The 26,256-nt window shown below is 36.5% G+C and carries 25 protein-coding genes; 17 read left to right on the forward strand and 8 right to left on the reverse strand.

The features are described 5' to 3' along the window. Window positions 1–56: 56 nt before the first annotated feature. From ACL9RH_RS13690 to ACL9RH_RS13700, 3 genes are all read left to right on the forward strand, one after another. Window positions 57–1,160 carry an efflux RND transporter periplasmic adaptor subunit gene (locus tag ACL9RH_RS13690; RefSeq protein WP_422693930.1) on the forward strand — a complete coding sequence of 368 codons (1,104 nt, stop codon included), beginning with the start codon at window positions 57–59 and terminating at the stop codon, window positions 1,158–1,160. 72 nt (window positions 1,161–1,232) lie between these two features. Beyond that, the gene (locus ACL9RH_RS13695) at window positions 1,233–4,328 is read left to right on the forward strand and encodes an efflux RND transporter permease subunit (protein ID WP_422693931.1); all 3,096 of its coding nucleotides are present in this window, start codon (window positions 1,233–1,235) and stop codon (window positions 4,326–4,328) included. Beyond that, on the forward strand, window positions 4,318–5,586 hold the full coding sequence (locus tag ACL9RH_RS13700; protein ID WP_422693932.1) for a TolC family protein: 1,269 nt from the start codon (window positions 4,318–4,320) through the stop codon (window positions 5,584–5,586). The genes ACL9RH_RS13695 and ACL9RH_RS13700 overlap by 11 nt, the downstream gene beginning before the upstream one ends. 63 nt (window positions 5,587–5,649) lie before the next feature. Here the strand turns inward: ACL9RH_RS13700 and ACL9RH_RS13705 are convergent, their stop codons facing one another. The 4 genes from ACL9RH_RS13705 to ACL9RH_RS13720 all read right to left on the reverse strand — a co-directional run bounded on the left by ACL9RH_RS13705 (window position 5,650) and on the right by ACL9RH_RS13720 (window position 10,670). Continuing rightward, a complete protein-coding gene (locus tag ACL9RH_RS13705) occupies window positions 5,650–6,105 on the reverse strand; it encodes a DUF1801 domain-containing protein (RefSeq protein WP_422693933.1) in 456 nt (151 codons plus the stop codon). A 24-nt stretch (window positions 6,106–6,129) separates the two neighbouring features. Beyond that, a complete protein-coding gene (locus tag ACL9RH_RS13710) occupies window positions 6,130–7,551 on the reverse strand; it encodes a hypothetical protein (RefSeq protein WP_422693934.1) in 1,422 nt (473 codons plus the stop codon). A 7-nt stretch (window positions 7,552–7,558) separates the two neighbouring features. Then, window positions 7,559–8,743 (reverse strand): hypothetical protein, encoded by a 1,185-nt coding sequence (locus ACL9RH_RS13715; protein WP_422693935.1) that lies wholly within the window; start codon window positions 8,741–8,743, stop codon window positions 7,559–7,561. Window positions 8,744–8,873: 130 nt separating this feature from the next. Continuing rightward, complete coding sequence (locus ACL9RH_RS13720; RefSeq protein ID WP_422693936.1) at window positions 8,874–10,670, reverse strand: T9SS type A sorting domain-containing protein; 1,797 nt, start codon at window positions 10,668–10,670, stop codon at window positions 8,874–8,876. 214 nt (window positions 10,671–10,884) lie between these two features. Here ACL9RH_RS13720 and ACL9RH_RS13725 point away from each other — a divergent pair, with 214 nt between their 5' ends. The 5 genes from ACL9RH_RS13725 to proC are packed head-to-tail and all read left to right on the forward strand — an operon-like array spanning window position 10,885 to window position 15,000. Then, window positions 10,885–12,090 (forward strand): pyridoxal phosphate-dependent aminotransferase, encoded by a 1,206-nt coding sequence (locus ACL9RH_RS13725; protein WP_422693937.1) that lies wholly within the window; start codon window positions 10,885–10,887, stop codon window positions 12,088–12,090. 13 nt (window positions 12,091–12,103) lie between these two features. Next, entirely contained in the window at window positions 12,104–12,589 is a 486-nt protein-coding gene (locus ACL9RH_RS13730) for a hypothetical protein (protein WP_422693938.1), read from the forward strand. 3 nt (window positions 12,590–12,592) lie between these two features. Beyond that, window positions 12,593–13,606 (forward strand): UDP-N-acetylmuramate dehydrogenase, encoded by a 1,014-nt coding sequence (murB, locus tag ACL9RH_RS13735; protein WP_422693939.1) that lies wholly within the window; start codon window positions 12,593–12,595, stop codon window positions 13,604–13,606. Window positions 13,607–13,617: 11 nt separating this feature from the next. Then, window positions 13,618–14,172, forward strand: a complete 555-nt coding sequence (locus ACL9RH_RS13740; RefSeq protein ID WP_422693940.1) for a hypothetical protein — start codon at window positions 13,618–13,620, stop codon at window positions 14,170–14,172. 24 nt (window positions 14,173–14,196) lie between these two features. Continuing rightward, window positions 14,197–15,000 carry a pyrroline-5-carboxylate reductase gene (gene proC / locus ACL9RH_RS13745; protein WP_422693941.1) on the forward strand — a complete coding sequence of 268 codons (804 nt, stop codon included), beginning with the start codon at window positions 14,197–14,199 and terminating at the stop codon, window positions 14,998–15,000. On the opposite strand, the gene ACL9RH_RS13750 is transcribed toward proC, so the two are convergent. Beyond that, window positions 14,981–15,403, reverse strand: a complete 423-nt coding sequence (locus tag ACL9RH_RS13750) for a VanZ family protein (RefSeq protein ID WP_422693942.1) — start codon at window positions 15,401–15,403, stop codon at window positions 14,981–14,983. The two genes, proC and ACL9RH_RS13750, sit on opposite strands and share 20 nt — an antisense overlap. 99 nt (window positions 15,404–15,502) lie before the next feature. After that, a complete protein-coding gene (locus ACL9RH_RS13755) occupies window positions 15,503–16,066 on the reverse strand; it encodes a hypothetical protein (protein ID WP_422693943.1) in 564 nt (187 codons plus the stop codon). A 166-nt stretch (window positions 16,067–16,232) separates the two neighbouring features. Here ACL9RH_RS13755 and ACL9RH_RS13760 point away from each other — a divergent pair, with 166 nt between their 5' ends. The 3 genes from ACL9RH_RS13760 to ACL9RH_RS13770 all read left to right on the forward strand — a co-directional run bounded on the left by ACL9RH_RS13760 (window position 16,233) and on the right by ACL9RH_RS13770 (window position 19,529). After that, window positions 16,233–16,574 (forward strand): winged helix-turn-helix transcriptional regulator, encoded by a 342-nt coding sequence (locus ACL9RH_RS13760; RefSeq protein WP_422693944.1) that lies wholly within the window; start codon window positions 16,233–16,235, stop codon window positions 16,572–16,574. Window positions 16,575–16,643: 69 nt separating this feature from the next. Further along, a complete protein-coding gene (gene lnt / locus ACL9RH_RS13765) occupies window positions 16,644–18,278 on the forward strand; it encodes an apolipoprotein N-acyltransferase (protein WP_422693945.1) in 1,635 nt (544 codons plus the stop codon). Window positions 18,279–18,317: 39 nt separating this feature from the next. Then, window positions 18,318–19,529, forward strand: a complete 1,212-nt coding sequence (locus ACL9RH_RS13770; RefSeq protein WP_422693946.1) for a hypothetical protein — start codon at window positions 18,318–18,320, stop codon at window positions 19,527–19,529. Between the two features lie 310 nt (window positions 19,530–19,839). On the opposite strand, the gene ACL9RH_RS13775 is transcribed toward ACL9RH_RS13770, so the two are convergent. Then, window positions 19,840–21,543 carry a T9SS type A sorting domain-containing protein gene (locus ACL9RH_RS13775; protein ID WP_422693947.1) on the reverse strand — a complete coding sequence of 568 codons (1,704 nt, stop codon included), beginning with the start codon at window positions 21,541–21,543 and terminating at the stop codon, window positions 19,840–19,842. 242 nt (window positions 21,544–21,785) lie between these two features. Here ACL9RH_RS13775 and rpmB point away from each other — a divergent pair, with 242 nt between their 5' ends. From rpmB to ACL9RH_RS13800, 5 genes are all read left to right on the forward strand, one after another. Continuing rightward, entirely contained in the window at window positions 21,786–22,028 is a 243-nt protein-coding gene (gene rpmB, locus ACL9RH_RS13780) for a 50S ribosomal protein L28 (RefSeq protein ID WP_002976757.1), read from the forward strand. Window positions 22,029–22,034: 6 nt separating this feature from the next. Beyond that, window positions 22,035–22,217 (forward strand): 50S ribosomal protein L33, encoded by a 183-nt coding sequence (gene rpmG / locus ACL9RH_RS13785; protein ID WP_027373683.1) that lies wholly within the window; start codon window positions 22,035–22,037, stop codon window positions 22,215–22,217. A 20-nt stretch (window positions 22,218–22,237) separates the two neighbouring features. Continuing rightward, complete coding sequence (locus ACL9RH_RS13790; RefSeq protein ID WP_065722020.1) at window positions 22,238–22,387, forward strand: DUF4295 family protein; 150 nt, start codon at window positions 22,238–22,240, stop codon at window positions 22,385–22,387. A gap of 310 nt (window positions 22,388–22,697) precedes the next feature. After that, window positions 22,698–23,651 (forward strand): signal recognition particle-docking protein FtsY, encoded by a 954-nt coding sequence (gene ftsY, locus ACL9RH_RS13795; protein ID WP_422693948.1) that lies wholly within the window; start codon window positions 22,698–22,700, stop codon window positions 23,649–23,651. Between the two features lie 72 nt (window positions 23,652–23,723). Next, complete coding sequence (locus tag ACL9RH_RS13800; RefSeq protein WP_422693949.1) at window positions 23,724–23,984, forward strand: GlsB/YeaQ/YmgE family stress response membrane protein; 261 nt, start codon at window positions 23,724–23,726, stop codon at window positions 23,982–23,984. Between the two features lie 73 nt (window positions 23,985–24,057). Here ACL9RH_RS13800 and sppA read toward each other — a convergent pair whose 3' ends face one another. Continuing rightward, window positions 24,058–25,815, reverse strand: a complete 1,758-nt coding sequence (gene sppA, locus ACL9RH_RS13805) for a signal peptide peptidase SppA (protein WP_422693950.1) — start codon at window positions 25,813–25,815, stop codon at window positions 24,058–24,060. Between the two features lie 20 nt (window positions 25,816–25,835). Here sppA and folK point away from each other — a divergent pair, with 20 nt between their 5' ends. Then, window positions 25,836–26,252: a 2-amino-4-hydroxy-6-hydroxymethyldihydropteridine diphosphokinase gene (folK, locus tag ACL9RH_RS13810; protein WP_422693951.1), complete on the forward strand. Its 417-nt coding sequence runs from the start codon at window positions 25,836–25,838 to the stop codon at window positions 26,250–26,252. The last annotated feature ends 4 nt before the right edge of the window (window positions 26,253–26,256 follow it).

The following is a 26,256-nucleotide window of genomic DNA, read 5'->3' on the forward strand; positions in this document are numbered from 1 at the left end:
CAGCATTGAAATAAAACGAAAAATTAAAATTAAATTAGTGGTTATAAACATCTTATATGAGAAAAACAGTAGTAACGATAGTACTTTTGGCCTTTGCTATCTCTTGCAAAAACCCTAAAAGTGAAGCTCCCCAGGACCAGGATCTGTTGGTAAAAGGAGACAATGTCATTGTTCCCGAAAGCAATCCTGTTTTCAAAAAAATTAAAACCGAAATGGTTACCGAACAGGATCACAGTGATGGAGTGGTTTCCGCAGGAACTATTCAGGCAATCCCTAATCATTATGCAGAAATTGCCAGTCCTTTTTCAGGAAGAATTACTAAGTCATTTATAAGTCTGGGGCAAAATGTATCTGCCAACAGTCCTCTTTTCGAAATCCTTTCTTCCGATTATTTTTCAGTACAGAAAGATTACACGGATGCTCTGAATGATGTACAGCTTGCAGAAAAAAATTACAGACGCCAGCAGGATCTTGTAAAACATGGTGTAGGAATCCAGAAAGAACTGGACGAAGCAGAAACAGATTTTAAAAACAAAAAAACATCATTATCCAATGCTTCTTCTGCATTGAAGGTATACAATAGCAAAGGAGGTGGGATCGGCAGCCCGCTTATCGTAAGAGCTCCTATCAGTGGTGAAATCATTTCTAATAAAATTGTCAATGGCCAATATCTGAAAAGCGATTCTGATCCTGTTATTATTATTGCAGAACTGTCCAAAGTGTGGATTTCAGGAGATGTAAAAGAAAAAGATATCCGTTTCGTCAATACCGGAGATCATGTTTCTGTAAAAGTAAGTGCTTATCCCGATAAAAATATCACTGGAAAAGTATATCACATCAATGAAGTTGTTGACGAAAGTACCCGCAGCATAAAAGTTCTTATCGAATGTGATAATCCTGACAGAAGGCTGAAGCCTGGAATGTATGCCACTGTTAATTTCTCAACAACTCCTGAGAAAACCGTGATGATCCCTGTTACCGCTTTAATGCAAAACGACAGTTCACAATATGTATGGGTGAAAACAGGTAAGAATCAGTTTGCGAAACGTTCCGTCACTACAGGAGAAACAGATCAGAAAACAACCAGAGTTATATCAGGATTAAAAGCCGGAGAAACCATCATGACTGAAGGCGGCATCTATATGCTGGATGCGAAATAATGTAAAATGTACAATTAAATGTTGGGGTATCTGATCTAAGCAGAACTTTCATTTGTACAAAAATTAACAACTATGAAGCAATTACTTACACTCTCTATACAGAAGAGATGGCTGATGCTCGCCCTCTTCGTTTTACTCGGATTTTTCGGTTACTATTCCTGGACAAAACTATCGGTAGAAGCTTATCCCGATATTGCCGACGTTACCTCACAGGTCGTAACACAGGTTCCAGGGCTGGCTGCTGAAGAAGTAGAACAGCAAATCACAATTCCTTTGGAGCGATCTCTGAATGGACTTCCCGGAATGCATGTGATGCGTAGTAAAAGTACCTTCGGGCTTTCCATTATCACAATGGTCTTTGAAGATGGAATTGATGATTACTGGGCAAGACAACGTATTCAGGAAAGACTTTCAGACGTTACTCTTCCCTATGGCGCACAACCCGGACTTGATCCACTCACCTCTCCTATTGGCGAAGTATACCGATATATCATCGAAAGTAACAACCACAGCCTTCGGGAGCTTACAGATTTACAGAAATTTGTCATTATTCCACGTATCAAACAGGTTTCCGGCATTGCCGATGTAACCAATTTTGGAGGAATTACCACTCAGTTTCAGATTGAGCTGGATCCACACAAACTTGAACAATACGGACTTTCCCTTTCCGAAGTTACTGAAACGATTTCCAAAAATAACGTCAGCGCAGGAGGAAGTATGCTTCCCAGAGGAAACCTGGCCTATGTTATCCGTGGAATTGGTCTGGTAAAAGATTTAAATGATCTTGGAAAAATTGTAGTAAAAACCGAAAACGGAGTTCCTGTTTTCCTGAATGATGTAGGAACATTAAAATATGGAAACCTGGAGCGAAAAGGAATTCTTGGCTATACGGACAGAAAGCGAAATTATCCTGAAAGCGTGGAAGGCATTGTTCTTTTACTAAGAGGCCAAAACCCGTCTCAGGTGCTGGAAGGTGTTCACGAAGCCATCGAAGAACTGAATAATGAAACGCTCCCTCCCGGAGTAAAGATCCATCCTTTTATGGACAGAACAGATCTTGTTAATACAACCTTGCATACCGTTTCCCATACGCTTACCGAAGGAATTGTTCTGGTCATCATCGTTCTGATTGTATTTCTGGGCAGCTGGAGAGGTGCGTTACTGGTTGCCATAACAATTCCGCTTTCTCTGCTATTTGCATTTATCCTGATGCATTTTACCAGTATTCCGGCCAATCTTCTTTCTTTGGGAGCTATTGACTTCGGAATCATTGTGGATGGAGCCATCGTTATGCTGGAAACCATTCTGAAGAAAAGAGAAGAAAAACCGGAAGAAGCTCTGGAAGAGAAAAATATTACCCAAAGGGTGATTGAAGTGGCCAAGCCTATTTTCTTTTCCACCATCATTATTATTACAGCTTATCTTCCTTTATTCGCTTTTGAAAGAGTGGAGAAGAAACTGTTTACCCCAATGGCTTTTACCGTAGGATACGCCTTATTCGGTGCACTTGCCGTTGCTTTGCTCCTGATTCCTGGCCTTGCTTATGTCATCTATCGTAAGCCTCAGAAAATATATCACAACAAATGGCTGGAAAAAATAAGTCATGCCTATGGACGAAGAATTGATAAAATAATGGAAGTTCCGAAAAGAGTGATTCTACCCATAAGTATTGTATTACTTTCCGCCGGGATTCTGTCTTATACTGTAGGAAAAGATTTCCTTCCTGAATTGGATGAAGGTTCTATATGGCTTCAGGTACAACTTCCACCGGGAATATCTCTCGCCAAAGCTAAAGAAATGAGTGATACGTTAAGAGCCCGAACTTTGAAACATTCAGAAATCACTTATATGATGGTTCAGGCAGGACGTAATGACGACGGAACCGATCCATGGACTGCCTCTCACTTTGAAGTTTCTGTAGGAATAAAACCTTACGACCAATGGCCTTCCGGAAAAACTAAAGCTGATCTCATTAAAGAACTTGCTGCAGATTATAAAGAAATGCCCGGCTTCACTGTAGGCTTTTCACAACCGATGATTGACGGCGTAATGGATAAAATTTCAGGAGCACACAGTGAGCTGGTAGTAAAAGTATATGGTGAGGACTTTAAGGAAACAAGAAGAATTGCTGAAAATGTCCTATCAACTTTAAACAAAATTCCGGGATCAGCAGATCTTGCGATTGATCAGGAACCGCCATTGCCTCAACTTCAGATCATTGCCGACCGAGACAAAATTGCCCAATATGGATTAAATGTTGCTGACGTGGCAGATCTTATTGAAGTTGCTTTAGGAGGAAAAGCCATTTCCCAGATTTTTATCGGCAACAAAGTCTATGATATTTCATGCCGCTATACGGAAGATAGTCGCGACACCCCTGATAAGATCGGAAATTTGATGCTCACCTCAGCTACAGGAGCAAAAATTCCTTTGTCACAGGTCGCTCAGGTAAAGTTAAGTACTGGAGAAAGTACAATTACCCGCGAAATGAATAAAAGACACCTTACCGTAAAGTTAAATTTAAGAGGAACCGACCTTTCTTCTTTCCTGAAGATAGCACAGAATAAAATTGAAAAAGACATCAAATATGATCACGAAAAATACCAGATCAGATGGGGTGGCCAGTTTGAGAACCAAAACAGGGCATATTCCCGCCTTGCATTTATTGTTCCGTTGGCTTTAGCTATTATGTTTCTTCTGTTATATGGTGCATTCGGTAACTTTAAGCAAGCCTTGGTTCTTATGTCTATTGTTCCGCTGGCATTATTTGGAGGAATGCTAGCACTCAACGTCCGTGGCATGTCTCTGAATGTCTCTTCGGCAGTAGGTTTTATTGCTTTATTCGGGGTTGCCATTCAAAATGGTGTGATTATGATTTCTCACATCAATGATCTCAGAAAAAAAGGATATGAGCTCAAACCGGCAGTCACTAAAGGAGCTAAAGACCGTTTCAGACCGGTACTGATGACCGCAACCGTGGCTGTGATTGGATTATTCCCTGCCTCCTTAGCCACAGGAATTGGCTCTGATGTACAACGGCCACTGGCTACAGTAATTGTGTACGGACTGATGTTCTCTACTATTTTAACCCTGTTTGTTCTCCCTGCCATCTATTATACAGCGGAGCGTGGTAACAAAAAACAAAATTTACAACCAGATGAAAATTAGAGCTTATTTGATCATCATCACTGCCGCATTCTTCAGCATGACGGGCATGATAAAATCTCAGGAAAAGGAAGTTTTAAGCTTTGAGGAATATTTAAGCATAGTCGGGAAAAATAATCTCGGTTATGCTTCTCAAAAGTACAATGTGAGTATGGCTCAAGCCGCAATTCAGACTGCAAGCATGTTTCCGGACCCTCAACTGGATGTAGAAACAACCAATAACGGTGTGAATCAGAGTATGGGTTATGTGTACGGAACCTCCATTGGCTGGACTTTGGAACTGGGAGGAAAAAGAAAGGCAAGAATCAATCTGGCTAAAAACCAGTCGGAATTGAGCAAAATACAACTTCAGGATTTTTTCAGAAACCTTCGGGCAGATGCTAGTTTAGGATATATTGATGCTTTAAAGTCTAAAGCTCTTCTTGAAGTTCAGCACGATTCTTATAAAAACATTCTGCAACTGGCAAAATCTGACAGTATCCGATATCGCCTTGGAACGATATCATTAGTCACATCAAAACAGAGTAAACTGGAGGCTGCTTCACTTCTAAACGAGGTATACCAGGCCGAAAGTGCGGAACAGCAATCTCTTACCGGTCTTTCCGTTTTTCTGAGTGACAAGAAAATAACAGGCAGAGATGTTACAGGAGATTTCAATGCTTTCAACAGAGATTTTAATATTGACGAACTTATTCTTCAGGCATTGAATGAACGTGCTGATCTATTAGCAGCCAAACAAAATACACAGGTTGCCAAAAGTCAGATTACTTTGGAAAAAGCCAATCGAATAATCGATTTAGGCATCAATGCAGGTGCAGAGCGTCATACCGAAGCCACCAACGAAATTGCGCCTTCTCCTACTGTAAATGCTGTAAAGTTGGGAATCAGTATTCCGCTTAAATTTTCCAACCGAAGAAATTCAGGACTGAAAATAGCTGAAATGGCCCATTCTCAGGCGGAGGTAGACTATCAACAGATAGAACAAGGCATAAGAGCGGAGGTAATGCAGGCTTATCAACAATATGTTGCCACTCAAAAACAAGTGAAGCAATTCCATAACGGAATGCTTACAGAAGCGAAAAGTATTCTTGAAGGAATTACCTACAGCTACAAAAGAGGAGAAAGTTCGATTCTGGAAGTTCTGAATGCACAAAGAACCTACAACGGAATCAGAAAGGATTATTATCAGGCTCTTGCAGACAATGCCGCTGCTCTTATTGAACTTGAACGTAAAGCAGGAATCTGGGATATTAATTTTTAAACTAAAACACAATCACTTTCAACATAAAAAAGCTCTGAAATCCAATTGATTTCAGAGCTTTTTTTATTTCTTATATTGAGATTCATAAATCCCGATCCAATCTTCAACCGTCATTTTCCGGCTGAGTTCCGCAATCAGTTCAAAAGGAATATCTTCCACTTTTTTGAAACGAACACAGGATTTACCCATATCCAGTTTTTTCTTGGAATATTTCGGATATTCCGCTACAAACCAATCGAGAATTTCCGGTTTAGAATACAGTCCCATATGATACAGAGCTATAAAATTTTTCTGAGAAGCCAGATTGATAAACGGCAATGCTGTTCCTTGCGTACAATGATATCCTGCAGGATATGTTGACAAGGGAACCACCCAACCTATCATTCCGTAATTAGTTGCTTCTTCGAAACCTTTGGGAAGATTGTCATTCACCGCATCAAAAAGTTTTTTAAAAGCTTCCTGTCTTTCTTCTGGAATCTTTGAGATGTAATCTTCTATGGAAACTGACTGAATCTGCATATTTTATTTTTTTCTAAAATACAATTATTTTATAAAATTGTACACGCTGTACATCTGAACATCTTTACTGCTCTTTTGCAAGAACATGATTTTGTTGACATTAGGTACATATTGAATCATATTACCATCTGCAAACCCATAATTTTGAAAAAAGTTTCTTCCTTTATAATCCAGACTTACTTCCTGTCCCTTCAAATTTGCGAAATCAAAAGTCTTCATAGAGAAGCCTGTATTTCCAAATGCTCCTTTCGGGTAAAATGCAGAAATATAAAGTTTGTCTCCTGCCTCCACAATATGAATTCTTTTTCCTGTAGAAGATCCAGCCGCCACAAACTGTTTTACTTCGCCTTCTTTGTTAAACTTTATCAACATTCCTGCATCTAATGAATACACAGGATCAGGGAAACGGTTCATTGCAGTCGGCATCGGTCTTGTTACAGTTTCCTGCTGAACGGCCATTAAAACCTCATCACCTTTTACAATTGTTTTGATGACTTTCACATCGTTCATATCTTTACTTCCGGCAAGATTGGTATTGCTGATTACAGCTTTTCCAGATTTCATGTCATAGAACATTACTGTCCCAAAGGTACTTGAACCCATCGAAACAGTAGAATTTTTTCTTCCAAATGTCACCAAATAATCATTATCATTTTTGCTGATGGCATATAATTTTTCCGGAATATATTTATCATCAAAAGGAAGGTCTTTATCTTCGTTATTGGAAACCAGTTCCATTTTGTAAGATTCTTTCCAACCTGATGCTTTACGCAATAGAACTATTTTTCCGGAGTTGGTTAACGTCAGAGATTTTTCAACATAATCGTTACTCAATGTAATTTCTTTGTTCCAAAGCGGAGAAAGTGTTCTCAGATCAATCACCAAAGCATCGTTGATATTATCTGTTTTTTTGTTTGAATAACGGTCATTGAAAACGGCAGCATATTTTCCATTCTCAGAAAATACGACATACGTTGTTCCTGATTTGTTGGTAGATTCTATATTATATTTTGCAATACTTTTTGTTGTAAATGCTCCTTCTTTCCTGCTGAAAACGTGCTGAAATACTTCTTTTCTGTTTTCTTTTCCGAAATATTCTTCGGTAAAGGCTACAAATTTGTCATCATCAATCTGTTGTGAACCTAAATAATTGTGAAGAACTCCGTTCGTTTTATTAGCATAATCTTTAGTATAAGTATCTACAAGACTTCCGTTCTGATCCAGTTTTCTCATCAACAATTTCTTGTGAGGATAAACATTTCTCATCAACCCATCAATATTGATCACACTGAACATATAAGAATTGTAATCGTCTGCCAATACCAGTTTATTGTCTGTTTCAAGATTGGCATCAACGGTAAATTTGGTACCTTCCGTTACTTTTGTCTGCGCATAGGAATATACCGAAGTGGTCAGTAATACCGAAGCAATAATTTGTTTAATCATAGTTTTTTTAGTTGTTATAAATTTTTTCTTCTAATTTCTTCAATTCAAGATTGGCATCGTAAGAGAGTTTAATATCTACCAGATGCTCTTGTAATTCATTTAAGTATTTTTCTGCTTCCTGATAATTTCCGAGAGCAATATTCAGTCTGATAAGGTTAAAATAAATGTATTCTCCGATTTTCTGATTATAAAGTGCTTTTTTGTCGTTGTAATTTATCTTCGTCAAAGCATTCTTCCAAAGATCAATTCCTTTCTGCATGTTTTCAAAAGCGACTTTATTGGGAGGATAGTCCGATTTTGCCTGAAGTTTTTTCAGATTGGTCGTAACGTAGATGTATGCTTTTTCCAAATCATCATAATCTCCTTTATTTTTTACACTTGCCAATGTAACTGTGGAATTATACGTTGCATATCCAAAATTTTCGTTGATCACATTCCTTGTACGATCCATGATCCTCTGTAAATATCTTTTTTCCTGGGCATTCAGATTGATTTCGTTGGAAGGGACACTTGCAATTTCAACAAAATCAGAAAAATAGGTCTTATCCAGTTTTACCACACCGTTTTGTTTAGCCGTAATTTTTGTTGGCTGATTGGCAAACGTTTTCCCCTGGTTATCCTGAAAATTAGTTCTTTCCATTTCAATGATGATATCAAGATCATTTCCCCCTTTTGAAAAGCCAGACACATCTATTTGTGAAGCCAGAATTTTATTATCTACAATTAAAGCATCTCTTAAATCCGGCTGTTGGTAAACAGGTGTTGGCGGAATATGAAGAACAGGTCTTGCAGGCAGCCTTAAAACGGGAGCTCCATTGGCTGCAGCTATTTTTTCAACAGCAGACAATTTGCTGTATTCTACCGATTCCAGCCTGTATTTTTCCTGAAGTTTTTTGACTTCGGCATCGTAATCTTTCAGTCGTTCGCTGTGTTCAATTTTCGCAGCGTCCACATTGGCCTGATAATTATCTACCTGTCTTTGAAAATCTTCTCTTGAAATTCTTATCACATCATCTTTTGTGATATTATAAGGTGATTTTACAGTGATGGTATAGGTTCTATGGCTAAGATCTGTAGGAAAAACGGGTTCCTTTAAAAGCTGAAAACTGATAATTTCTTTATCAATTCGCTGAGCATTGGAATGTTGAAAATAAAATATGGGGATTAAAAAGAGTAGTTTTATTCGATTCATAGCTTAGTAGTTTCGGCGCAAATTTATAACAATTTTGGAAACATTCCGAACAAATCATCTTTCAGAATATTTCAATAAAAAAGGCAGCTATAAAAGTATAGCCACCTTCGGAAATTATTAACTCAAAAAATTATTTTTTGATCGCTTTTACAGTAGACTGCGATCCGTCTTTAAAATATAAGGTTACAAAATACAATCCTGAATTCAGTTCACTCAGATTAATTTCAGTAACAGAACCTTCCACTGTTTTCACAATTCTGCCGGAAGTATCTCCTACGGTAACTTTTTTCAAATCTTTTACATCTGAAAAATACAGAATATCTTTAAAAGGATTAGGATGAACGGCTACGGTTTTTACCTGACGGTTGACTTCTGAAGTACTCAACAAAGCATTTTCCACGGTAAAATCGTCTACATAGAAGTTGTAATCCTGGCTATCATTTGTAGTTCCTGAACTTCCGTAAAAAGCAAAAATAGTATTGGCTCCTGTATTGGATAAATTATACGTAAAATCATTTGAAGTATTGGATGGACCATTATTCGCATTCCAGGTTTGTAGTATTGTCCATGTGCTTCCTCCATTGTCGGAAACCATAAAGTGAACCACATCATCACTACCCATCACAGAAGCTGCTGTACCGGAATAAGTAGTGACTCCATATCTGAACTTCACTCTGTATCCTCCCGCAGAAAGATTAAAAGGGACTGTTTTGAACCAACCTGTTCTTCCTGAAGAATAAATGTTCATATGAGCAGAAGGACCATTAGCAGATGTATTTAAGAAATTACGCTGTGCCCAGTACGTACTAGTTCCCGTAGGATTGGTGTCAGGAGTTCCTCCCGAAAGATTAGCCGCCCAGCAATTTCCTGGGAAAGTACTAAAATCATTCGTATAAGAAGGGATTACAGAACCACATAAGGTAGTAAATGACTTTGAAAATGACCACGAACTTTTACTTGTTGCTCCAAAACAGTTGGTTCTTACCCAGCAATAATATGTTGTACTTGGTAATAAATTATTAAGAGTATAAGATGATCCCTGTACGTCAAAATAACTCGGTGTGGTATTCGCTGTAGGAATTGTCGGGCTAGTGCTGTAATAAATATCATGGCTAGCAGCCTGTGTTCCTGTTGGAACAGTCCATGTCATCTGAGCCGAGTTAGCAGTCATTCCTGTCGGATCCTGCAATACAGGGGCTGCACAGGTTGAAAAAGCATCTACAGAGAAAGCAAATACATTCATTACACCAGAGCTGTTTGTTTTAGTAACGGTTACACTCTGGATAGGTTTAGTTTGATTCGCTGCATCAATAGCAAACGCAGTCTGATAGAGTCTGGGATTGGTAGTACTGGACTCTAGTCCGTTTGAAGTTCTGAGAATTCTTCCGATGCCCTGAATGGCAAAACTACCTCCGTCATACCAGTCTGAAATACTCTGACCGGTAAAAACCTGTGTTGTATTGTCTGTAAAAGTAATTGTTACATCTACGACGGAAGCACCACTTCCACTGGTGGAAAGCATATACAGTTTAAAAGCAGGAACCGGAGTAGAAAAAACAATAGTTCCGGAATTATTCCCAGCAGCATTACTATTGATTCGTAAAGAATTATTGCCATAATAATCTGCCAACTGAAAACTTAATCCCGGTGTGGAAGCAACCACTGAATTGATCACTCCATTAACGGGAAGACCATACGTAATAGGATTGCTTGTAGCAGTAAGCTTGAAATCTCTTGATACAAAAGCATAGGAAACCCCGTCTACATCAGTAGTGGTTGTGACCATTGCAGAGCCTACATCATTGGCGATCACATCCGCATTGTATCCAGAAGCAATATAAAGGTTTTGAAAATTTTGAGCCGTCAAAACAGAGGCTGAAAGCAGAGCAATAGCAGGGACTACTCTAGAAAATAAATTTATTGCCATTTTATTCACATTTGAGCCGAAATTTATGAAAAATTTCAATACAAAAAGATTATTTTTAATAAAAATTTAACATATTTTGAAAATATATTTAATATCAACATCCAGTTCGTTATTTTTTTTTGAATTGATGAAATAAATGAAGTGCTTCTTATTGATCCTTAATTTTATTATTGAGAAATTAAATCCTATTTTTGTCATACAAATTTTTTGAACAATGCCGAATATTTCAAACAGAGCACTGCATATGCCGCCATCGCCGGTAAGAAAACTGGTTCCCTTTGCATTACAAGCAAAACAGAAAGGAATAAAAGTATATCACCTTAATATCGGACAGCCTGATATTGAAACTCCGGAAACCGCTTTAAATGCTTTAAAAAACATCGATTTAAAAGTATTGGAATATGCACTTTCTGAAGGTAATATAGAATATAGAAAAGCCCTTACAGAGTATTATCAATCGTTAGGTTTTTCAGACCTTACTCCAGATAATTTCATTGTTACCAATGGAGGTTCTGAGGCGCTGAACTTTGCCATTTCTACTCTATGTGATGAAGGTGACGAAGTAATCATTCCTGAACCTTATTATGCTAACTATAATGGTTTTACCAGCACATTTGATGTGAATGTAGTGGCAGTTCCTTCTACGATTGATACTGGGTTTGCATTACCTCCGATTGAAGAATTTGAGAAAAAAATCACTGAAAAAACAAGAGCCATTATCATCTGTAACCCAGGAAACCCAACAGGTTACCTGTATACACGTGAAGAACTTCAAAAGCTTGCCGAAATTGCTTTAAAATATGATATCGTTATCATTTCCGATGAAGTATACAGAGAATATGTATATGATGGAAAGCAGCAAATTTCAATGTTGGAATTCCCTGAGCTAAGTGAAAACTGCATCATTATTGATTCTGAATCTAAGCGTTATTCTATGTGCGGAGTAAGAATTGGTTGTATGGTGACCCGTTCCAACAAAATCCGTAATGCCGCTATGCTTTTTGCACAGGCGAGATTGAGCCCGGTTCTTTTAGGACAGATTGCAGCAACAGCAGCTCACCAGAACGACGGACCTTACATCAGAGCAGTAAGAGAAGAATATACCCACAGAAGAAATGTATTGGTAGATCTTTTAAATGCGATTCCTGGAGTAATCTGCCCTAAGCCAAGAGGAGCTTTCTATTGTGTAGCTGAGCTTCCGGTAGACGACACTGAAAAATTTGCACAGTGGTTACTTGAAAAATATGCTCTAAACAACGAAACCATTATGGTTGCCCCTGCAGGTGGATTCTACAGCAACCCGGAATTGGGTAAAAAACAGGTAAGAATTGCTTACGTATTAAAAGAAGAAGATTTAAAAAGAAGTGCTGAAATTCTGAAAGAAGCTTTAAAAAAGTACAGAGAAGAATTTAGCCTGTAAATAAATATACACCATGCCGACAACAAAAAATATATATCTGAAAATCCTGTTTTCGATCTTTTTGCTGTCGGCATTTTTTTCTTGTGATACAAAGAAACAGAAGCAGACTGTTCATCATAAAGATCCCAACGAAATAACCTTCATCAGTGTTTCTCATATTGGAGGTACACTTGGTGAATACAAAATTATTAAAGCAAAACGAGATTCCATTTTTGCAGAAGTAGGTGCCACAGCGAATCACAGCCATAAAGAATGGTCTTCAGCGATTGACAACAATACCTGGATACAATTGGTTTCACACCTCAACAGTAAAGAGCTTGATCAGATAAAAAGCTCTCCAAGTCAGCAGTCGGTGGATGGAATAGATGAGACTTTTCAGATTCGTACTCCCAAAAAGTCGCACATCTACGTCAACTCTTTTGCAGACACCACACATTATAAGCAATTGCAACAGCTTAAAGAACATTTAGATCTACTTCTTCCAAAAGAATACCAATAAAATATGCAAGAAAATTTTTCCTTAAAGCCTTATAACACATTCGGCGTTGAAGCCAAAGCTCAATACTTCACTGAAATACACAGCACTGAAGAGTTAAAAGATGCTCTTACCTTTTCTAAAAACCAGAATCTTCCCATTTTATTTCTTGGGGGAGGAAGTAATATTCTTCTGACAAAAGATTTTCAAGGTTTGGCTATTAAGCTTAATCTAAAGGGAATTTCAGAAGAATCTACAGACAATCATGAAGTACTTGTAACGGCAAAAGCAGGAGAAAACTGGCATGAGTTTGTAATGTACTGCTTAGCGAAAAACTATGGCGGACTGGAAAATCTTTCTTTAATTCCCGGAAATGTAGGAACTTCTCCTATGCAGAATATTGGAGCTTACGGTACTGAAATTAAAGATATTTTCGTCAACTGTCTGGTTCTCGATCTGGAAAACCTTGAACTTCAAAACTTCGATCTGGAAAAATGCAGATTTGGGTACAGAGACTCTATTTTTAAACAGAAAGGAAAAGGAAAGTATGTTATCCTGGAAGTTACCTTTAAACTGACAACTCAGGATCATCACATCAAAACTGAATACGGAGCGATTACAACTGAACTTGAAAATCTGGGCATCACCTATCCAACGATTCAGGATGTTTCTAAAGCGGTTATTAACATCAGACAAAGCAAACTTCCTGATCCTAAAGAAATTGGAAATGCCGGAAGTTTTTTCAAAAATCCAACAATTCCTTTAGCTCAGTTTGAAGCGTTACAGCAACAGTTTGAAAACATTCAGGGATATCCCAATGGAAATGTTGTAAAAGTTCCTGCAGGATGGCTGATTGAGCAATGCGGATGGAAAGGGAAACAGGTAGGAAATGTTGCGTCTCACAAACTACAATCCCTTGTCATTGTAAATGCAACAGGAGATGCCACCGGAAAAGAAATTTTTGATTTTTCTACAGCAATCATAGATTCTGTCAAAGAAAAGTTTGGAATAGAACTTGAACGGGAAGTGAATATTATTTAAACCTCATCAAAATGGCAAAAGATTTAACAGAAAAAGACTTTAAAAAGCTTGTTCAAAAACATATTAAGAAAACTAATTTTGTTAAAGTAAATCTTAAGGATGGTTCTGCCATATTTGGATTTATCGTGAAGTTTTCTGATCATTTTATGATGATTGAAGAAACATACGACTTTAGTATGGCGGGTATAAAGATTGTTCCTTATGACAAGGTAACAGGTATACGCCACAACGAATATGATAAAGTTTCACAGTATATTTATGTACAAGAAAATATTCTGCATCTTAACCGGGATATTATTGATAAAACAGATTTAGAAAACGGAGAAACTCTTTTTAAATCTATCAAAAAACAAAATTTCCATTGTAGTATTGAGACTAAAAAGAATAAAGAATTTGTATTTACCATTGGCGAAATCTTAGAAGTAGATTCTAAATCAGTAACAATTAAGAACTACAATCCAGCAGGAAAATTCAGTAAAAAGCCACACAAGATATCTTTTAAAAGTATAGATCTCATTAACTTCAATGACAACTATACTAAGGTTTTCAGAAAATATTTGAAATAAAATCACTTACCAATACAACACAATATGAAAATAGCTATTTTAGGAGCCGGGAATATGGGCCTTTCTTTTTCAAAATCATTCTTAAAGTACGAGTTGATCAAACCTGAAAACCTTCACCTGATCATCAGAAATCCCTCTAAAATTTCTAAAATAGCAGAAGAATTCCCGAAATCTGAAATATCTACCTTTGAGGAAGTCAGAGAACTGGATGCAGACCTTATTATCATTGCTGTAAAACCTCAGGATTTCCAGTCCGTTGCCCAAAATATACAGTTTACCCTTAAAGAAAACCAGATGATCCTGTCTATTATGGCAGGGATCAATATTGAGAAAATCCAGAAACTTCTGAATCATCCGCTTGTAGTGAGAGCAATGCCCAACTCCCCTACTCTTTTAGGAATGGGAATTACAGGATATACTGCCGCTCAGGGAATTTCCTTCAGCCAGCTCATCAATATAGAAAGATTATTGAACAGTACCGGCCGCTCTGTTTATCTGGAAAATGAAGAACTGCTGGATGGTGTAACTGCACTTTCAGGAAGTGGTCCTGCCTATTTTTATTACATCATTGATGCTATGATTAAAGCAGGAATAGAAATGGGAATCGAAGAAAACCTTTCCAAGCTTTTTGTGAAGCAAACCATGTTGGGAGCTTATCACCTGATCAATAATTCCGACAAGAATCTTGAAGAACTCATCAAGGATGTAGCTTCCAAAGGAGGAACTACTGAAGCTGCCTTAAAAACATTTGAAGAGAATCACTTCAAGGAAATTTTAAAACAGGGAATTCTAAATGCCGAACAAAGGGCTAAAGAACTAAATAGCTAAATCTTTTTTCAATAAATCTACACATCAGCCAACCTAAATAGACACCCAATGTATTCAGGATGATATCATCTACCTCAAATATTCCCATTCTGGTAAAATACTGAAGTCCTTCCACAATTGTAATAGCGGGAATGAAATTAAAAAGTAATGGCTTTAATTCTTTCAATTTCGGAAAGACCCAACCTAAAAAACCAAAGGGAATGAACATGATGATATTGCCAAGAACAATCATCGTAATATCTTTCCAGTTTCCAATTCCCTGTATGAATTTGATCGTGGAAACGATAGGTGCTACAGTAATCATATTGTCTTCATACTGAAATCTCCCCATCCCAAAAAACATAAGGTAAAGTAAAACCAGTGTAAAGGGAAGAATCAGAATCTTGTATATTCTTTTTAACATTTGTGCTAATAAATTTATTTCAAAAATAGGTTCAATATTCTTTAAAACAAATTCCTAATGTATAAAAAAAGAGAGCTTACACCACTCTCTTCTATTATATTATTTCCTTTTCATCGGAATCTGCAGATTTGTCGGTCGGTTTGCTTCAGTATCAAAGCCTCTTCCATCTACATTTCGTGCTCCCCAGAACATCAGATCATTAGAAACATATATCAGATCATATTCTTTAAAAACCTGTCCTTCTTCCAGGCCAAAAGGCAAAAATTTCTTTCTTAAAATACTTTGAGGTTTTCCGGTTTCCCAGACGTCGAAATTTTCTTTAGCAAGAGTATTTAAAACATCGGTAAAGTTGTGAATCAAAGGAGTTACTTCATAAGCCTCATCAGCAGAAAAATCTACTTTTTGTGCGCCCTCAGCGATAGGATGATTTCCCTGCCATTCTACATGTCCTTTCAATGAGATTTTAGCCAAAGGAATTGTTCCGTACGGATCAGCATAATTCAGAATTTCCAGTGAAAATTGATCATCGGGAAGAAGCGAAAAATATCTTTTCAGGTAAAAAGGCTTCAAGCTTCCGTCTTCATTTTTGGATGCACTTGGTCGAACTTCCGTTGAGATACTTTCCCATTCTCCTATTGCCTTGTTTTTTATTTGTTCTATCATTTTATTATTTTTATTCTGTTATGTTAATAATATGGGCAGTAATGGCTTTTAATATTAATTCTTTATTATCCATACTTTGTTATTTTTATAACAACGAAGTTATTACCTTTGTCATGTTTATTACTACTAGTCTTCATTATTATTCATAGTACATTTTTTTAGACCAATGGAAAATAAAAGAAAAAATAAAGATTTCAATCCCAACAATTGTCCCGTAACCCATTTCTATAATAAAGTAGGTGGCAAATGGAAAACTGTCATCATGTATGGAATCAGTATGAATGTGAACCGTTTCAGCATGCTTCAGAAAGCAATTCCTATGATCAGTAAGCAGATGTTGGTGAATCAGCTCAGAGAGTTGGAAGAGGACGATATTCTTGAAAGAACAATTTACCCGGAGATCCCACCCAGAGTAGAATATAAGCTTACCGAATATGGTAAAACCTTTATGCCTATACTGATGACCATCCAGGATTGGGGAATTAAAGATATGTCTTTAAAAAATTAACCTTTTATCATTTGTTTTGGTTTTGAGTTTCTTTTTACAAACCTTATTTTTGCATTATATTTTATCTCAATGAAATACGTTTTACTTACCCTTATTTCAGCAATGCTGCTATCGGTTTCATGGCCAACTTACGGGGTCCCGTTTTTTATATTTTTTGCCTTGGTTCCTCTTCTGATGATGGAACATGGAATTTCAAAATTTTCAGATTACAAAAGGAAAGGATGGGTTATTTTCGGACTTTCTTATCTGTGTTTTATCATCTGGAATATTGTGACTACAGGTTGGCTGTATGGCGCAAAAAATCCCGACGGAAGCCACTCTCTGATGGCCGTTGTATTTCCTGTACTGGTCAATTCTCTTTTATACTCTCTGGTATTCCAGTGTTATCACTGGTACAAAAATGCACAGGGTACTTATTGGGGATTAGGCTTCTTTATTGCTATCTGGATGAGCTTTGAAAAATTCCATTTGGGGTGGGAGCTTACATGGCCATGGCTGAATCTGGGAAATGTATTTTCAGAATATCCTAAACTTATACAATGGTATGATACTTTAGGTGCAACGGGTGGAAGTTTCTGGATCCTGCTGATCAATGTTCTGATATTCTATACGGTAAGAACCTGGGAAGCCGGAAGAAAGAAAAAAGATTTGATCAGAAATTCATCTATTATAGTTGCTTTAATAGCACTTCCTATGATTATTTCGGTAATCAAGTATAATAATTTCAATGAAAAACCATCAGGACAGGTAAATGTACTGATGTTACAACCGGATCTTGACCCTTATAATGAAAAGTATTCGAAAGACAGTTTAGCTATTGAACAAGATCTTTTATCTCTTGCTGAAAAAAATTCAACAGGAAAAATTGATTATTATATTGCTCCGGAAACGGCACTTCCGGGAAGAGGTTCTATTTCTGAGACAGCTTTTGAAAAGAGTTTACTTTTAAATAATATCAAAGGCTTTCTATCTCAACATCCGGGTTCTGTTTTTGCTACAGGAATCTCCTCACACCGTTTTTATTTTAATGCGGCACAGGCTCCTGCTGAAGCTTACCAGATCAATAATGGAGTTTGGGTTACCAGCTACAATACAGCCGTTCAGCTTGCTCCTAACCAAACCGTTCAGGTTTACCACAAAGGAAAACTTGTACCGGGAGTTGAGATATTTCCTTACATGACTGTTTTAAAACCTATCCTTGGCGATGCGATGCTTAACCTGGGGGGAACAGTGGCTTCTTTAAGTATAGATAAGGAAAGAAAATCGTTCTCTAATCCTTACAATAAAGGTAAAATGGCTCCTGTTATCTGCTACGAAAGTATCTATGGTGAATTTGTTACCGATTATGTAAAAAAAGGAGCCAACTTTCTTGCCATTATGACCAATGACTCATGGTGGGGGGTTACAGAAGGGCACAGACAGCTTTTATCCTATGCTAAGCTAAGAGCGATTGAAACCAGAAGAGAAATTGCACGTGCCGCCAACAGTGGAATTTCTGCTCACATCAACGCTAAGGGAGAAGTAACGGAGGATACATTCTATGGGGACACCACCGCATTATTTGCGAAAGTAAATCTGTATGACACCATGACTTTTTATACAAGGACAGGTGATCTGCTTTCAAGATTTTCCATGTTTGCTCTGGGATTTTTATTGTGCTACTTCTTAATTGAATGGTTCAAAAGAAAGACAAAAAAAGCATAGTTTTTATCAATTAATTGAATGTATTAGGCTTCAGCGAAAATGAAGGAAAAAATTGTACGATATAAATATTCTATCATTTTTCTGCTTTACGGTATAGCGGTATTGTATCTAAGCAAAAATGCAGAACTCGTTTTCGAGTGGAAAGTCATTATGCAGGATTTTGCCACGTACCATGATTATTATTACGAGGGTAAACCTACAGCCTATATGCCTCCTCTGTATCCTTATTATTTACTTTTGATAGAAAGTATATGTAAGGTTCCGCAATGGGTAATGATTTCATGCATTTTGCAGTCGGTCATTTTCTTTTTTTCGGTTCTGTTATTGGTTCGAAGTTTTGAAGAGGTTGACAGAAATAAAAAAAGTTATTTCCCGGCTTTTGTATGTATTATTTTTTGTCCGCCAATTCTACTGGGAGTCGCAAAGATCAGTTCGTTTGCCCTTACCGTTTCTTTGTTCTGTGCGTTCTTTGCTTTAGTGTTAAAACTGTCAAAAAAAATAACCACTCAGAATATTATTCTGATTGCCATAGTGTCCATAATGGGATTATACATCCGATATGAATTTCTATTCTTAATGATCATCTCAGCAGTTATTCTTTTCCTATTTAAAAAAATAAAATATTACAGTTTTATATTTTTATTGGCCTTTATATTCATTACCTATCTTCCGTGGTGCATCAGAAATTATGAAAAAATAGGAACTTTTCATTATTCAACATCTTTAAGCTATAATTTTGCCAAAGGAAATCATGAAAAATATGATATTTTTTCAACCTCCAATTTTCCTTATGATCCTTCCAAAAAGTTAGTTTTATTTGATGATTATCTTCGAAGTCATTACGACAATGAAAAACAAATAGACCATTATCTCAACCAGCTGAATAAAGATTTTGTTTCCCAACATCCCAAGCTGTTTATTGAGAATAGTTTTAAAAAGATAGGAATCAATTTTCTGAATTATTACCCCGGAAACTATAATTTTTCCAGTAATATTATTACCTACCTCTATTCTATTGTCCTGGTCGCCTTTAATCTGATCTTTCTCTACATCATATATAAGAAACTAAGGTCTTCGTTTACTTTTGAGACTGTATTTCTTGGAATATTGTTTCTATTTTACTTATTCTTTTACTCGGTAGCTCCGTTGCCACGATATTTTCTGTTTTATTTTCCTTTGTTCTTTCTTTTCACTTATCAACATTTAGGAGATAAAATACCATTGGACTTCCTGAAGCAGAACAAGAGATAAATAATACAATTGATATACTTTTCAGAAAGGATGCCTTAACTGTTTAAGCTTTTTATTAAACCACAAAAGTTTTTATTTTTAACACTTTAGTACACTTTAGAAAGTATAAGAGAATATCGCACAATGAAGTTCACATAAGATGAGAATCTTTGATTTTCAATACAACCTCAGTGTATTACTTTTACACAAAGTGTATAACTTAAATATTGTGAGTGTTTAAAAATCTTTTGTGACTAAGTTTACGTAAACTCCTTATAAAAAAAGAAAAGCCAGCTGGACGTCTGGCTTTTCTCAAGATAGAATGATTCAGTTACTTAACAGTAAGCTTTCTCGTGGTTATTTCGTTTTTTATCTTCAGTTTTAATAGATAAACTCCTTTTGGCAGATGGGAAACATCTACAGACTGATCTCCATTGAAGTTGATATTCAGTTTCTTCCCATCCATTGAATACATTTCAGCTTCCGAAACTTTCTCTCCTTTTATATATACTCTATCTGATGTTGGATTTGGGTAAATAGCAAGACTGATTCTTGCTTTATGCTCTTTTATTCCTAATGTATTCTGTACAGAAGCATCAGAATATACCTTGGAAGCATCAATAGATTTCACGCTCCAAAATACATTCTCGATAGCCGGATCAAGATCCAGGAACCAAGAAGGTGTTGTAACCACATATTTGGCAATGTCTTGACCGCCTTGTGTGGTCCCTACTGTAATTTCATATCGTAAGGCATTAACCGGTGTTTTGTCATCGGTGGCTCCACTCCATGAAAAATTAAAGCGGTTTCCGTTTTTAGTAAGATTTAAATTGATTGGAGGTGTCGGCTTAGCATTGGCATCTGTTGCAGTATTAGTGAAAACTTTTGTCAGAGATAACATATCCGGATCGTTCCAATCGAAGCCGCTTAATAAAATATCAGGATGATTGTCGTTATTAAAATCAAATAAATGAACAATTCCTGCCAAAGGTGTAACACCGTTTAATATCCCTTCCGAAAATTGCTGGTTGGAAGGATTGTAAATATAAGTCTTTACTACTCCGTTATAATTTTCATTTCCTGAAACAATAAAGTCATAATATCCGTCATTATTCAAATCACCAATATTTAAAGAAGCATCAGAAATATCTGCCACGGGAATCTGTTGTGGTGTAAGTGTTCCCGTTCCATCGTTCATCAGAACAGCGAAATAGCCATCATCATTTCCTTCTCTTCCTATTACAACAATATCCTGAAAACCATCAGCATTAAAATCTGCGAAATCTATTTTCCCTACACCTACCGGACCGAAATCCTGAGTAGGAGTTAATACTCCGGCCTGATTCATATACACTTTGGAAACCGCATTACCATTAATGTCCGAACCTATTACTACCACATCAAGAAGGTTATCGTTATTCAGATCCACTACTTTAAAGCTCCCGTTTTGGGTTCCTTCAAGCCAGTTCCCCATCATATTGAAACCGGAACCTGTATTTTTATAATAATCTAATGTATTTCTAAAACCAATCCCATCGATATATTGAGTTCCATTGATTGCATAATCCTGTTTTCCATCATGATTAAAATCAAAAACCTCCAACGATCCGTAAATTTTGCCCGGAAGATCTTCTTCTTTCAAAAAACCAGACCCTGTATTTTTGAATCGGTAATGTTTGTAATTCACAACATCCATATAACTTAGTCCTGTAGCAATAATATCCATCAGGCCATCATTATTATAATCAATGAATCTTATATCACCCAAATGCGTCACATCTGTTCCAAAACCGGCAAAAGGCAATAAAGAACTTCCGTTATTCTTATATACTTCATTAAAAGTACTGTCTACATTTCCGTCTCCGTCAGAATCTATGGCTCCATTCATTACAATATCCAGTTTCCCGTCATTATCTATATCGGCAATATCGGCAGCTGAATAATAGAAATTCCTCATCCCGGTTTGTATTTCCGAAAAGTTCTGTGCAGAGAGTGAAATAGGCAGCATCGACAATAAAATATAAATTTTCTTCACGTTGTTTTTATTTAGATTAATTAAAAACAAAGATAGAATATTAAAATCTTTGGGTAAAAAAAAGCCTGTATGAAATATATCAGCACTGATTTTCTGCTATATCCCGGAAATTCGGGTATTTTAAAAATTCAATATTATTAATCAGCCACTTATTTACAAATATTTTCTAAAAGATTTGTCTATCTAAAAAATTCTTCGTTATTTTGCACTCTCAAATATTATACAAATAAGAACATCGAGATATGTCAAGAATTTGCCAAATAACAGGAAAGCGTGCAATGGTTGGTAACAACGTTTCTCACGCTAATAACAAAACGAAGCGTCGTTTTGAAATTAACTTATTAGAGAAGAAGTTTTACCTTCCAGAGCAAGATAAGCACGTAACACTGAAAGTATCAGCTCATGGATTGAGAGTGATTAACAAGATTGGAATCGAGGAAGCTATTGAAAGAGCTACTAGAAACGGATTGATTAAAAAGAATTAATAAATCATGGCAAAAAAAGGAAACAGAGTTCAAGTAATCCTTGAATGTACAGAGCACAAAGAAAGTGGTATGCCAGGAATGTCTAGATACATTTCTACAAAAAATAAAAAGAACACTACAGAGAGATTGGAATTGAAAAAATACAATCCTGTTCTTAAGAGATCTACCCTTCACAAAGAAATTAAGTAATTTATAAATAATAACTTACCATGGCAAAGAAAGTAGTAGCAACCCTACAAACTGGGTCTAAGAAAATGACTAAAGTGGTGAAAATGGTTAAGTCTTCTAAATCAGGAGCTTACGTTTTCGAAGAAAAAGTAATGAATGCTGACGAAGTTGATGGTTATTTGAAAAAATAATCCGTACTTTGTTTACAATATAAAAACTACTCATATTTTGGGTAGTTTTTTTGTTATCTTTGTACACCAGATTATCAATCAGCAAAGTATGAAAAAGTACTTGTTCTGGCGTGTACAGTAACTTTTCTATTTTCATTACAGCCATCTCAAGAACTCCTGATTTAAGAAAAGTAAGAGATACATGTTAATCTTCAGAATCCTCCTGTAAGCAGCCATGTAGTGATAAGCAGTCTTTTTTCAGAGAGATGATGTATTGGTAGAAGTAGAAGCCACAGCAGTGGTTAAAAATAAATAAGTATAAACTAAAACTATGAGTTGGTTTAAAAATATTTTCAAAAAGGAAGAAAAAGAAACCCTAGATAAAGGATTGGAAAAATCCAGCCAGGGATTCTTTGAAAAAATGACGAAAGCCGTAGTCGGTAAAAGCAAAGTAGATGATGAAGTACTGGATGATCTTGAAGAAGTACTGATCGCCTCCGACGTAGGTGCCTCTACCACTATCAAAATCATAGAAAGAATAGAAGAACGTGTTGCCAAAGACAAATATGTTGGGGTAAACGAACTCGATAAAATTCTTCGTGAAGAAATTTCAGGCCTATTGCTTGAAAATCCTCATGCAGGTACAGGAAATATCGATACTTCCAAAAAACCATACGTCATCATGGTGGTAGGAGTAAACGGAGTAGGAAAAACAACCACGATCGGAAAACTGGCTCACCAGTTCAAATCGGAAGGGAAGAAAGTTGTTCTTGGAGCAGCAGATACCTTCAGAGCTGCGGCGGTAGATCAGCTTGTTATCTGGAGTGAAAGAGTGGGTGTTCCTATTGTAAAGCAAGAGATGGGATCAGATCCTGCTTCCGTAGCATTTGATACCGTACAGAGTGCTGTAGCACAGAATGCAGATGTTGTGATCATTGATACGGCTGGAAGACTTCACAATAAGATCAATCTGATGAACGAGCTTTCCAAAATCAAAAGAGTGATGCAAAAGGTTATTCCTGATGCTCCACACGAAATCCTTTTGGTTCTTGACGGATCTACAGGACAGAATGCTTTTGAACAGGCAAAACAATTTACTGCCGCAACAGAAGTGAATGCTTTAGCAGTAACCAAGCTGGATGGAACCGCCAAAGGAGGTGTTGTTATAGGAATCTCCGACCAATTCCAGATTCCGGTAAAATATATTGGAGTTGGCGAAAAAATGCAGGATCTTCAACTTTTTAATGGTACGGAATTTGTAGACTCATTCTTCAAGAAAAGATGATTTACATCATGTTTTCCCTTACATTAGTAAACAAATCATTTTTAAATATTAACAATTAAAAAATTTGCAACTATGGGAATTTTAACATGGATCTTATTCGGTCTTATTGCAGGTGCAATCGCTAAGATGATTATGCCGGGAACCCAGGGAGGGGGATGGCTAATTACTATTATCCTGGGAATTCTGGGAGCATTTGTAGGAGGAGCTATAGGAGTTTACATTTTACACTGGGGAGATGTTGATTCATTCTGGAATCCTAGAAGCTGGATTCTCTCTATCGGAGGAGCTTTAATCATACTCTGGATTTACGGAATGGCAACGAAGAAAAGCTGAAGTAAATACAATAAAAAATAAAATCCCGGATCTGAAATTCAGATCCGGGATTTTTGTGTACAATATAATTTAGTTAGTCGTTGATTCTAATCTGGTAAGGCATTTCCATTTTCACTTCAGATTGTAGCTTTTTGTCTGTGATCTGTTGTAAGATCTCGTAGTTGGATTTTCCTATTTTGTTTTTGATAATTCTTGCAGAAACATCTTCTTCGTTCAGATCTTTGAACAGTTGCTCGAAAGGCGACATTTTCTTAGGGAAACCTTCAACATGGTAAGATTTCAATCCTGCCTTCTGTGCCGCAAATTTCACAGCATCATTTAAAGTACCCAAATCATCTACCAGGCCGATATTCTTAGCACGGGCACCGCTCCATACTCTACCTCCTCCAATATTATCAATCTGTTCAAATGTTTTCTTTCTGTTTTGAGTAACAAAGTGTACGAATCTTTTATAAGTTCCTTCTACACTTCTTGTCATCATATTCACTCCATAAGGGGTAACTCCATTCAATCCTGAATAGAACATAGAGTTTGCATTGGTAGCCACAACATCGGCACGAATTCCGTTTTTGTTAGCGATATCCTTATAATAAGGCATTACACCAAACACTCCGATAGATCCGGTAAGGGTATTAGGCTCTGAATAAATCTTATCCGCTGCCATTGCCACATAATAACCTCCTGAAGCAGCATAGTCTCCAAAAGAAACCACCAAAGGCTTTTTCTTTTTCAATTTCTGCAATTCAAATAAAATCTCATCAGAAGCATTCGCGCTTCCTCCAGGAGAATTGATTCTGAAAACAACCGCTTTCACTTTATCATCATCCTGAAGTTTTTTAATATACTTTACATATTTTTCAGAATAGATATCATTGTATCCGTCTCCATTATTTATAGATCCAGAAGCATATAAAACTGCTACTTTCTCTCCGGATTCATCATCACCAGCATAAGAATTGATATAGCTGCTTAAAGAGATTTTATTCAGTTTGTCATCTTCTTTCAGACTCAATTTAGATTTAAGCAGATCATCATATTCCGATTTCTGAATAAGTTTGTCTGCAAGTTTATATTTTAATCCCTGCTCAGGAATCATTCCATATAAACTGTCTACAATTGTTCTGAACTGAAGAGTATCAATTTTTCTTGATGCCGCCATTTTATTGGAAGTATTTTTCCAAAGATCGTTCAAAAGAGTACTCAGCTGCTCTTTATTCTCCGGAGAAATATCATTTCTTAAGAAAGGTTCTACTGCAGACTTGAATTTTCCGTGGCGGATTACTTCAATTCCGATTCCGTATTTATCTGCAAAATCTTTGAAGAATGTTACCTCCGTAGCAAGTCCTTTCAACTCTATTCCTCCTGCAGGATGAAGATAGTACTGATCTGCTACTGATCCCAGATAATAAGCTGACTGTGAAACTCCATTTCCATAAGCATATACAAATTTTCCGCTTTTTTTGAAATCTTCAATTGCATTTCTCAAATCATCAATCTGCGTAAGACCGGCATGAAGCTCGTCTGCTTCAATACTTATCCCTTTAATGTTATCATCCGTTTTAGCTTTATTAATCGCTTCCAATGCGTCGTAAAGAAGAACGCTTTTATTCTGGTTGCTTATTCCAAACAATCCTGCCTGCTCTTCAGTAGGGCTGTCTATGATATTTGTTTTTAAATTAATCGTAAGAACAGAGTTCTTTTTTACCGCCACCGACTTATCATTCCCCATGGAACTGAACACAAGCATCATAATGAAAAAGAAGAAAAATACAGCGCAAAGTAGGATTATTGCTACTATATTTGCCAAAACATTTTTAAAGAAACTTCTCATAAATCAATCAATTTTCTAATATGTCGCAGCATAAGGTCATTTTGTTACTCGGAAGTAACCTCGGAGAGCAAAAAAAAAATATAGAGCTTGCTTTGCAGAAAATAAATGAAGCAGGAAATCACATTTCACAAACCAGCGATTTTTTAATGTCAGATCCTGTAGAATTTGCCAGTTCCAATATTTTTTGTAATATTGCAGCAATAATATTCACGCATCTTTCACCAATTCAATTGCTTGATTGTATTAAGGATATAGAAATTGAGATGGGAAGAATTAATGATTCAAGAGTAACCGGAGGTTATACCGACAGGCTTATAGACATTGATATCATTAAGTATAATGAATTAAACTTTATATCAGAAAGATTAGAAATCCCTCATAAAAAACATCTTTTTGAAAGGGATTTTTCCAGAGTATTATTAAAAGATTTTATTTAAAACA

It is taken from the genome of Chryseobacterium sp. Mn2064 (genome assembly GCF_049319685.1).
Taxonomy (GTDB): Bacteria; Bacteroidota; Bacteroidia; order Flavobacteriales; family Weeksellaceae; genus Chryseobacterium.

What these genes read in the sequence shown, in the direction of transcription:
- ACL9RH_RS13730 (WP_422693938.1), top strand. Translation starts at nt 12,104, where the DNA reads ATGCCGACAACAAAAAATATATATCTGAAAATCCTGTTTTCGATCTTT.
- ACL9RH_RS13705 (WP_422693933.1), bottom strand. Translation starts at nt 6,105, where the DNA reads ATGCAGATTCAGTCAGTTTCCATAGAAGATTACATCTCAAAGATTCCA.
- ACL9RH_RS13690 (WP_422693930.1), top strand. Translation starts at nt 57, where the DNA reads ATGAGAAAAACAGTAGTAACGATAGTACTTTTGGCCTTTGCTATCTCT.
- ACL9RH_RS13695 (WP_422693931.1), top strand. Translation starts at nt 1,233, where the DNA reads ATGAAGCAATTACTTACACTCTCTATACAGAAGAGATGGCTGATGCTC.
- ACL9RH_RS13760 (WP_422693944.1), top strand. Translation starts at nt 16,233, where the DNA reads ATGGAAAATAAAAGAAAAAATAAAGATTTCAATCCCAACAATTGTCCC.
- folK (WP_422693951.1), top strand. Translation starts at nt 25,836, where the DNA reads ATGTCGCAGCATAAGGTCATTTTGTTACTCGGAAGTAACCTCGGAGAG.
- sppA (WP_422693950.1), bottom strand. Translation starts at nt 25,815, where the DNA reads ATGAGAAGTTTCTTTAAAAATGTTTTGGCAAATATAGTAGCAATAATC.
- proC (WP_422693941.1), top strand. Translation starts at nt 14,197, where the DNA reads ATGAAAATAGCTATTTTAGGAGCCGGGAATATGGGCCTTTCTTTTTCA.
- ftsY (WP_422693948.1), top strand. Translation starts at nt 22,698, where the DNA reads ATGAGTTGGTTTAAAAATATTTTCAAAAAGGAAGAAAAAGAAACCCTA.
- rpmG (WP_027373683.1), top strand. Translation starts at nt 22,035, where the DNA reads ATGGCAAAAAAAGGAAACAGAGTTCAAGTAATCCTTGAATGTACAGAG.
- ACL9RH_RS13750 (WP_422693942.1), bottom strand. Translation starts at nt 15,403, where the DNA reads ATGTTAAAAAGAATATACAAGATTCTGATTCTTCCCTTTACACTGGTT.
- ACL9RH_RS13720 (WP_422693936.1), bottom strand. Translation starts at nt 10,670, where the DNA reads ATGGCAATAAATTTATTTTCTAGAGTAGTCCCTGCTATTGCTCTGCTT.
- ACL9RH_RS13710 (WP_422693934.1), bottom strand. Translation starts at nt 7,551, where the DNA reads ATGATTAAACAAATTATTGCTTCGGTATTACTGACCACTTCGGTATAT.
- rpmB (WP_002976757.1), top strand. Translation starts at nt 21,786, where the DNA reads ATGTCAAGAATTTGCCAAATAACAGGAAAGCGTGCAATGGTTGGTAAC.
- ACL9RH_RS13700 (WP_422693932.1), top strand. Translation starts at nt 4,318, where the DNA reads ATGAAAATTAGAGCTTATTTGATCATCATCACTGCCGCATTCTTCAGC.
- ACL9RH_RS13755 (WP_422693943.1), bottom strand. Translation starts at nt 16,066, where the DNA reads ATGATAGAACAAATAAAAAACAAGGCAATAGGAGAATGGGAAAGTATC.
- ACL9RH_RS13790 (WP_065722020.1), top strand. Translation starts at nt 22,238, where the DNA reads ATGGCAAAGAAAGTAGTAGCAACCCTACAAACTGGGTCTAAGAAAATG.
- ACL9RH_RS13800 (WP_422693949.1), top strand. Translation starts at nt 23,724, where the DNA reads ATGGGAATTTTAACATGGATCTTATTCGGTCTTATTGCAGGTGCAATC.
- ACL9RH_RS13740 (WP_422693940.1), top strand. Translation starts at nt 13,618, where the DNA reads ATGGCAAAAGATTTAACAGAAAAAGACTTTAAAAAGCTTGTTCAAAAA.
- ACL9RH_RS13715 (WP_422693935.1), bottom strand. Translation starts at nt 8,743, where the DNA reads ATGAATCGAATAAAACTACTCTTTTTAATCCCCATATTTTATTTTCAA.
- lnt (WP_422693945.1), top strand. Translation starts at nt 16,644, where the DNA reads ATGAAATACGTTTTACTTACCCTTATTTCAGCAATGCTGCTATCGGTT.
- ACL9RH_RS13725 (WP_422693937.1), top strand. Translation starts at nt 10,885, where the DNA reads ATGCCGAATATTTCAAACAGAGCACTGCATATGCCGCCATCGCCGGTA.
- ACL9RH_RS13770 (WP_422693946.1), top strand. Translation starts at nt 18,318, where the DNA reads ATGAAGGAAAAAATTGTACGATATAAATATTCTATCATTTTTCTGCTT.
- murB (WP_422693939.1), top strand. Translation starts at nt 12,593, where the DNA reads ATGCAAGAAAATTTTTCCTTAAAGCCTTATAACACATTCGGCGTTGAA.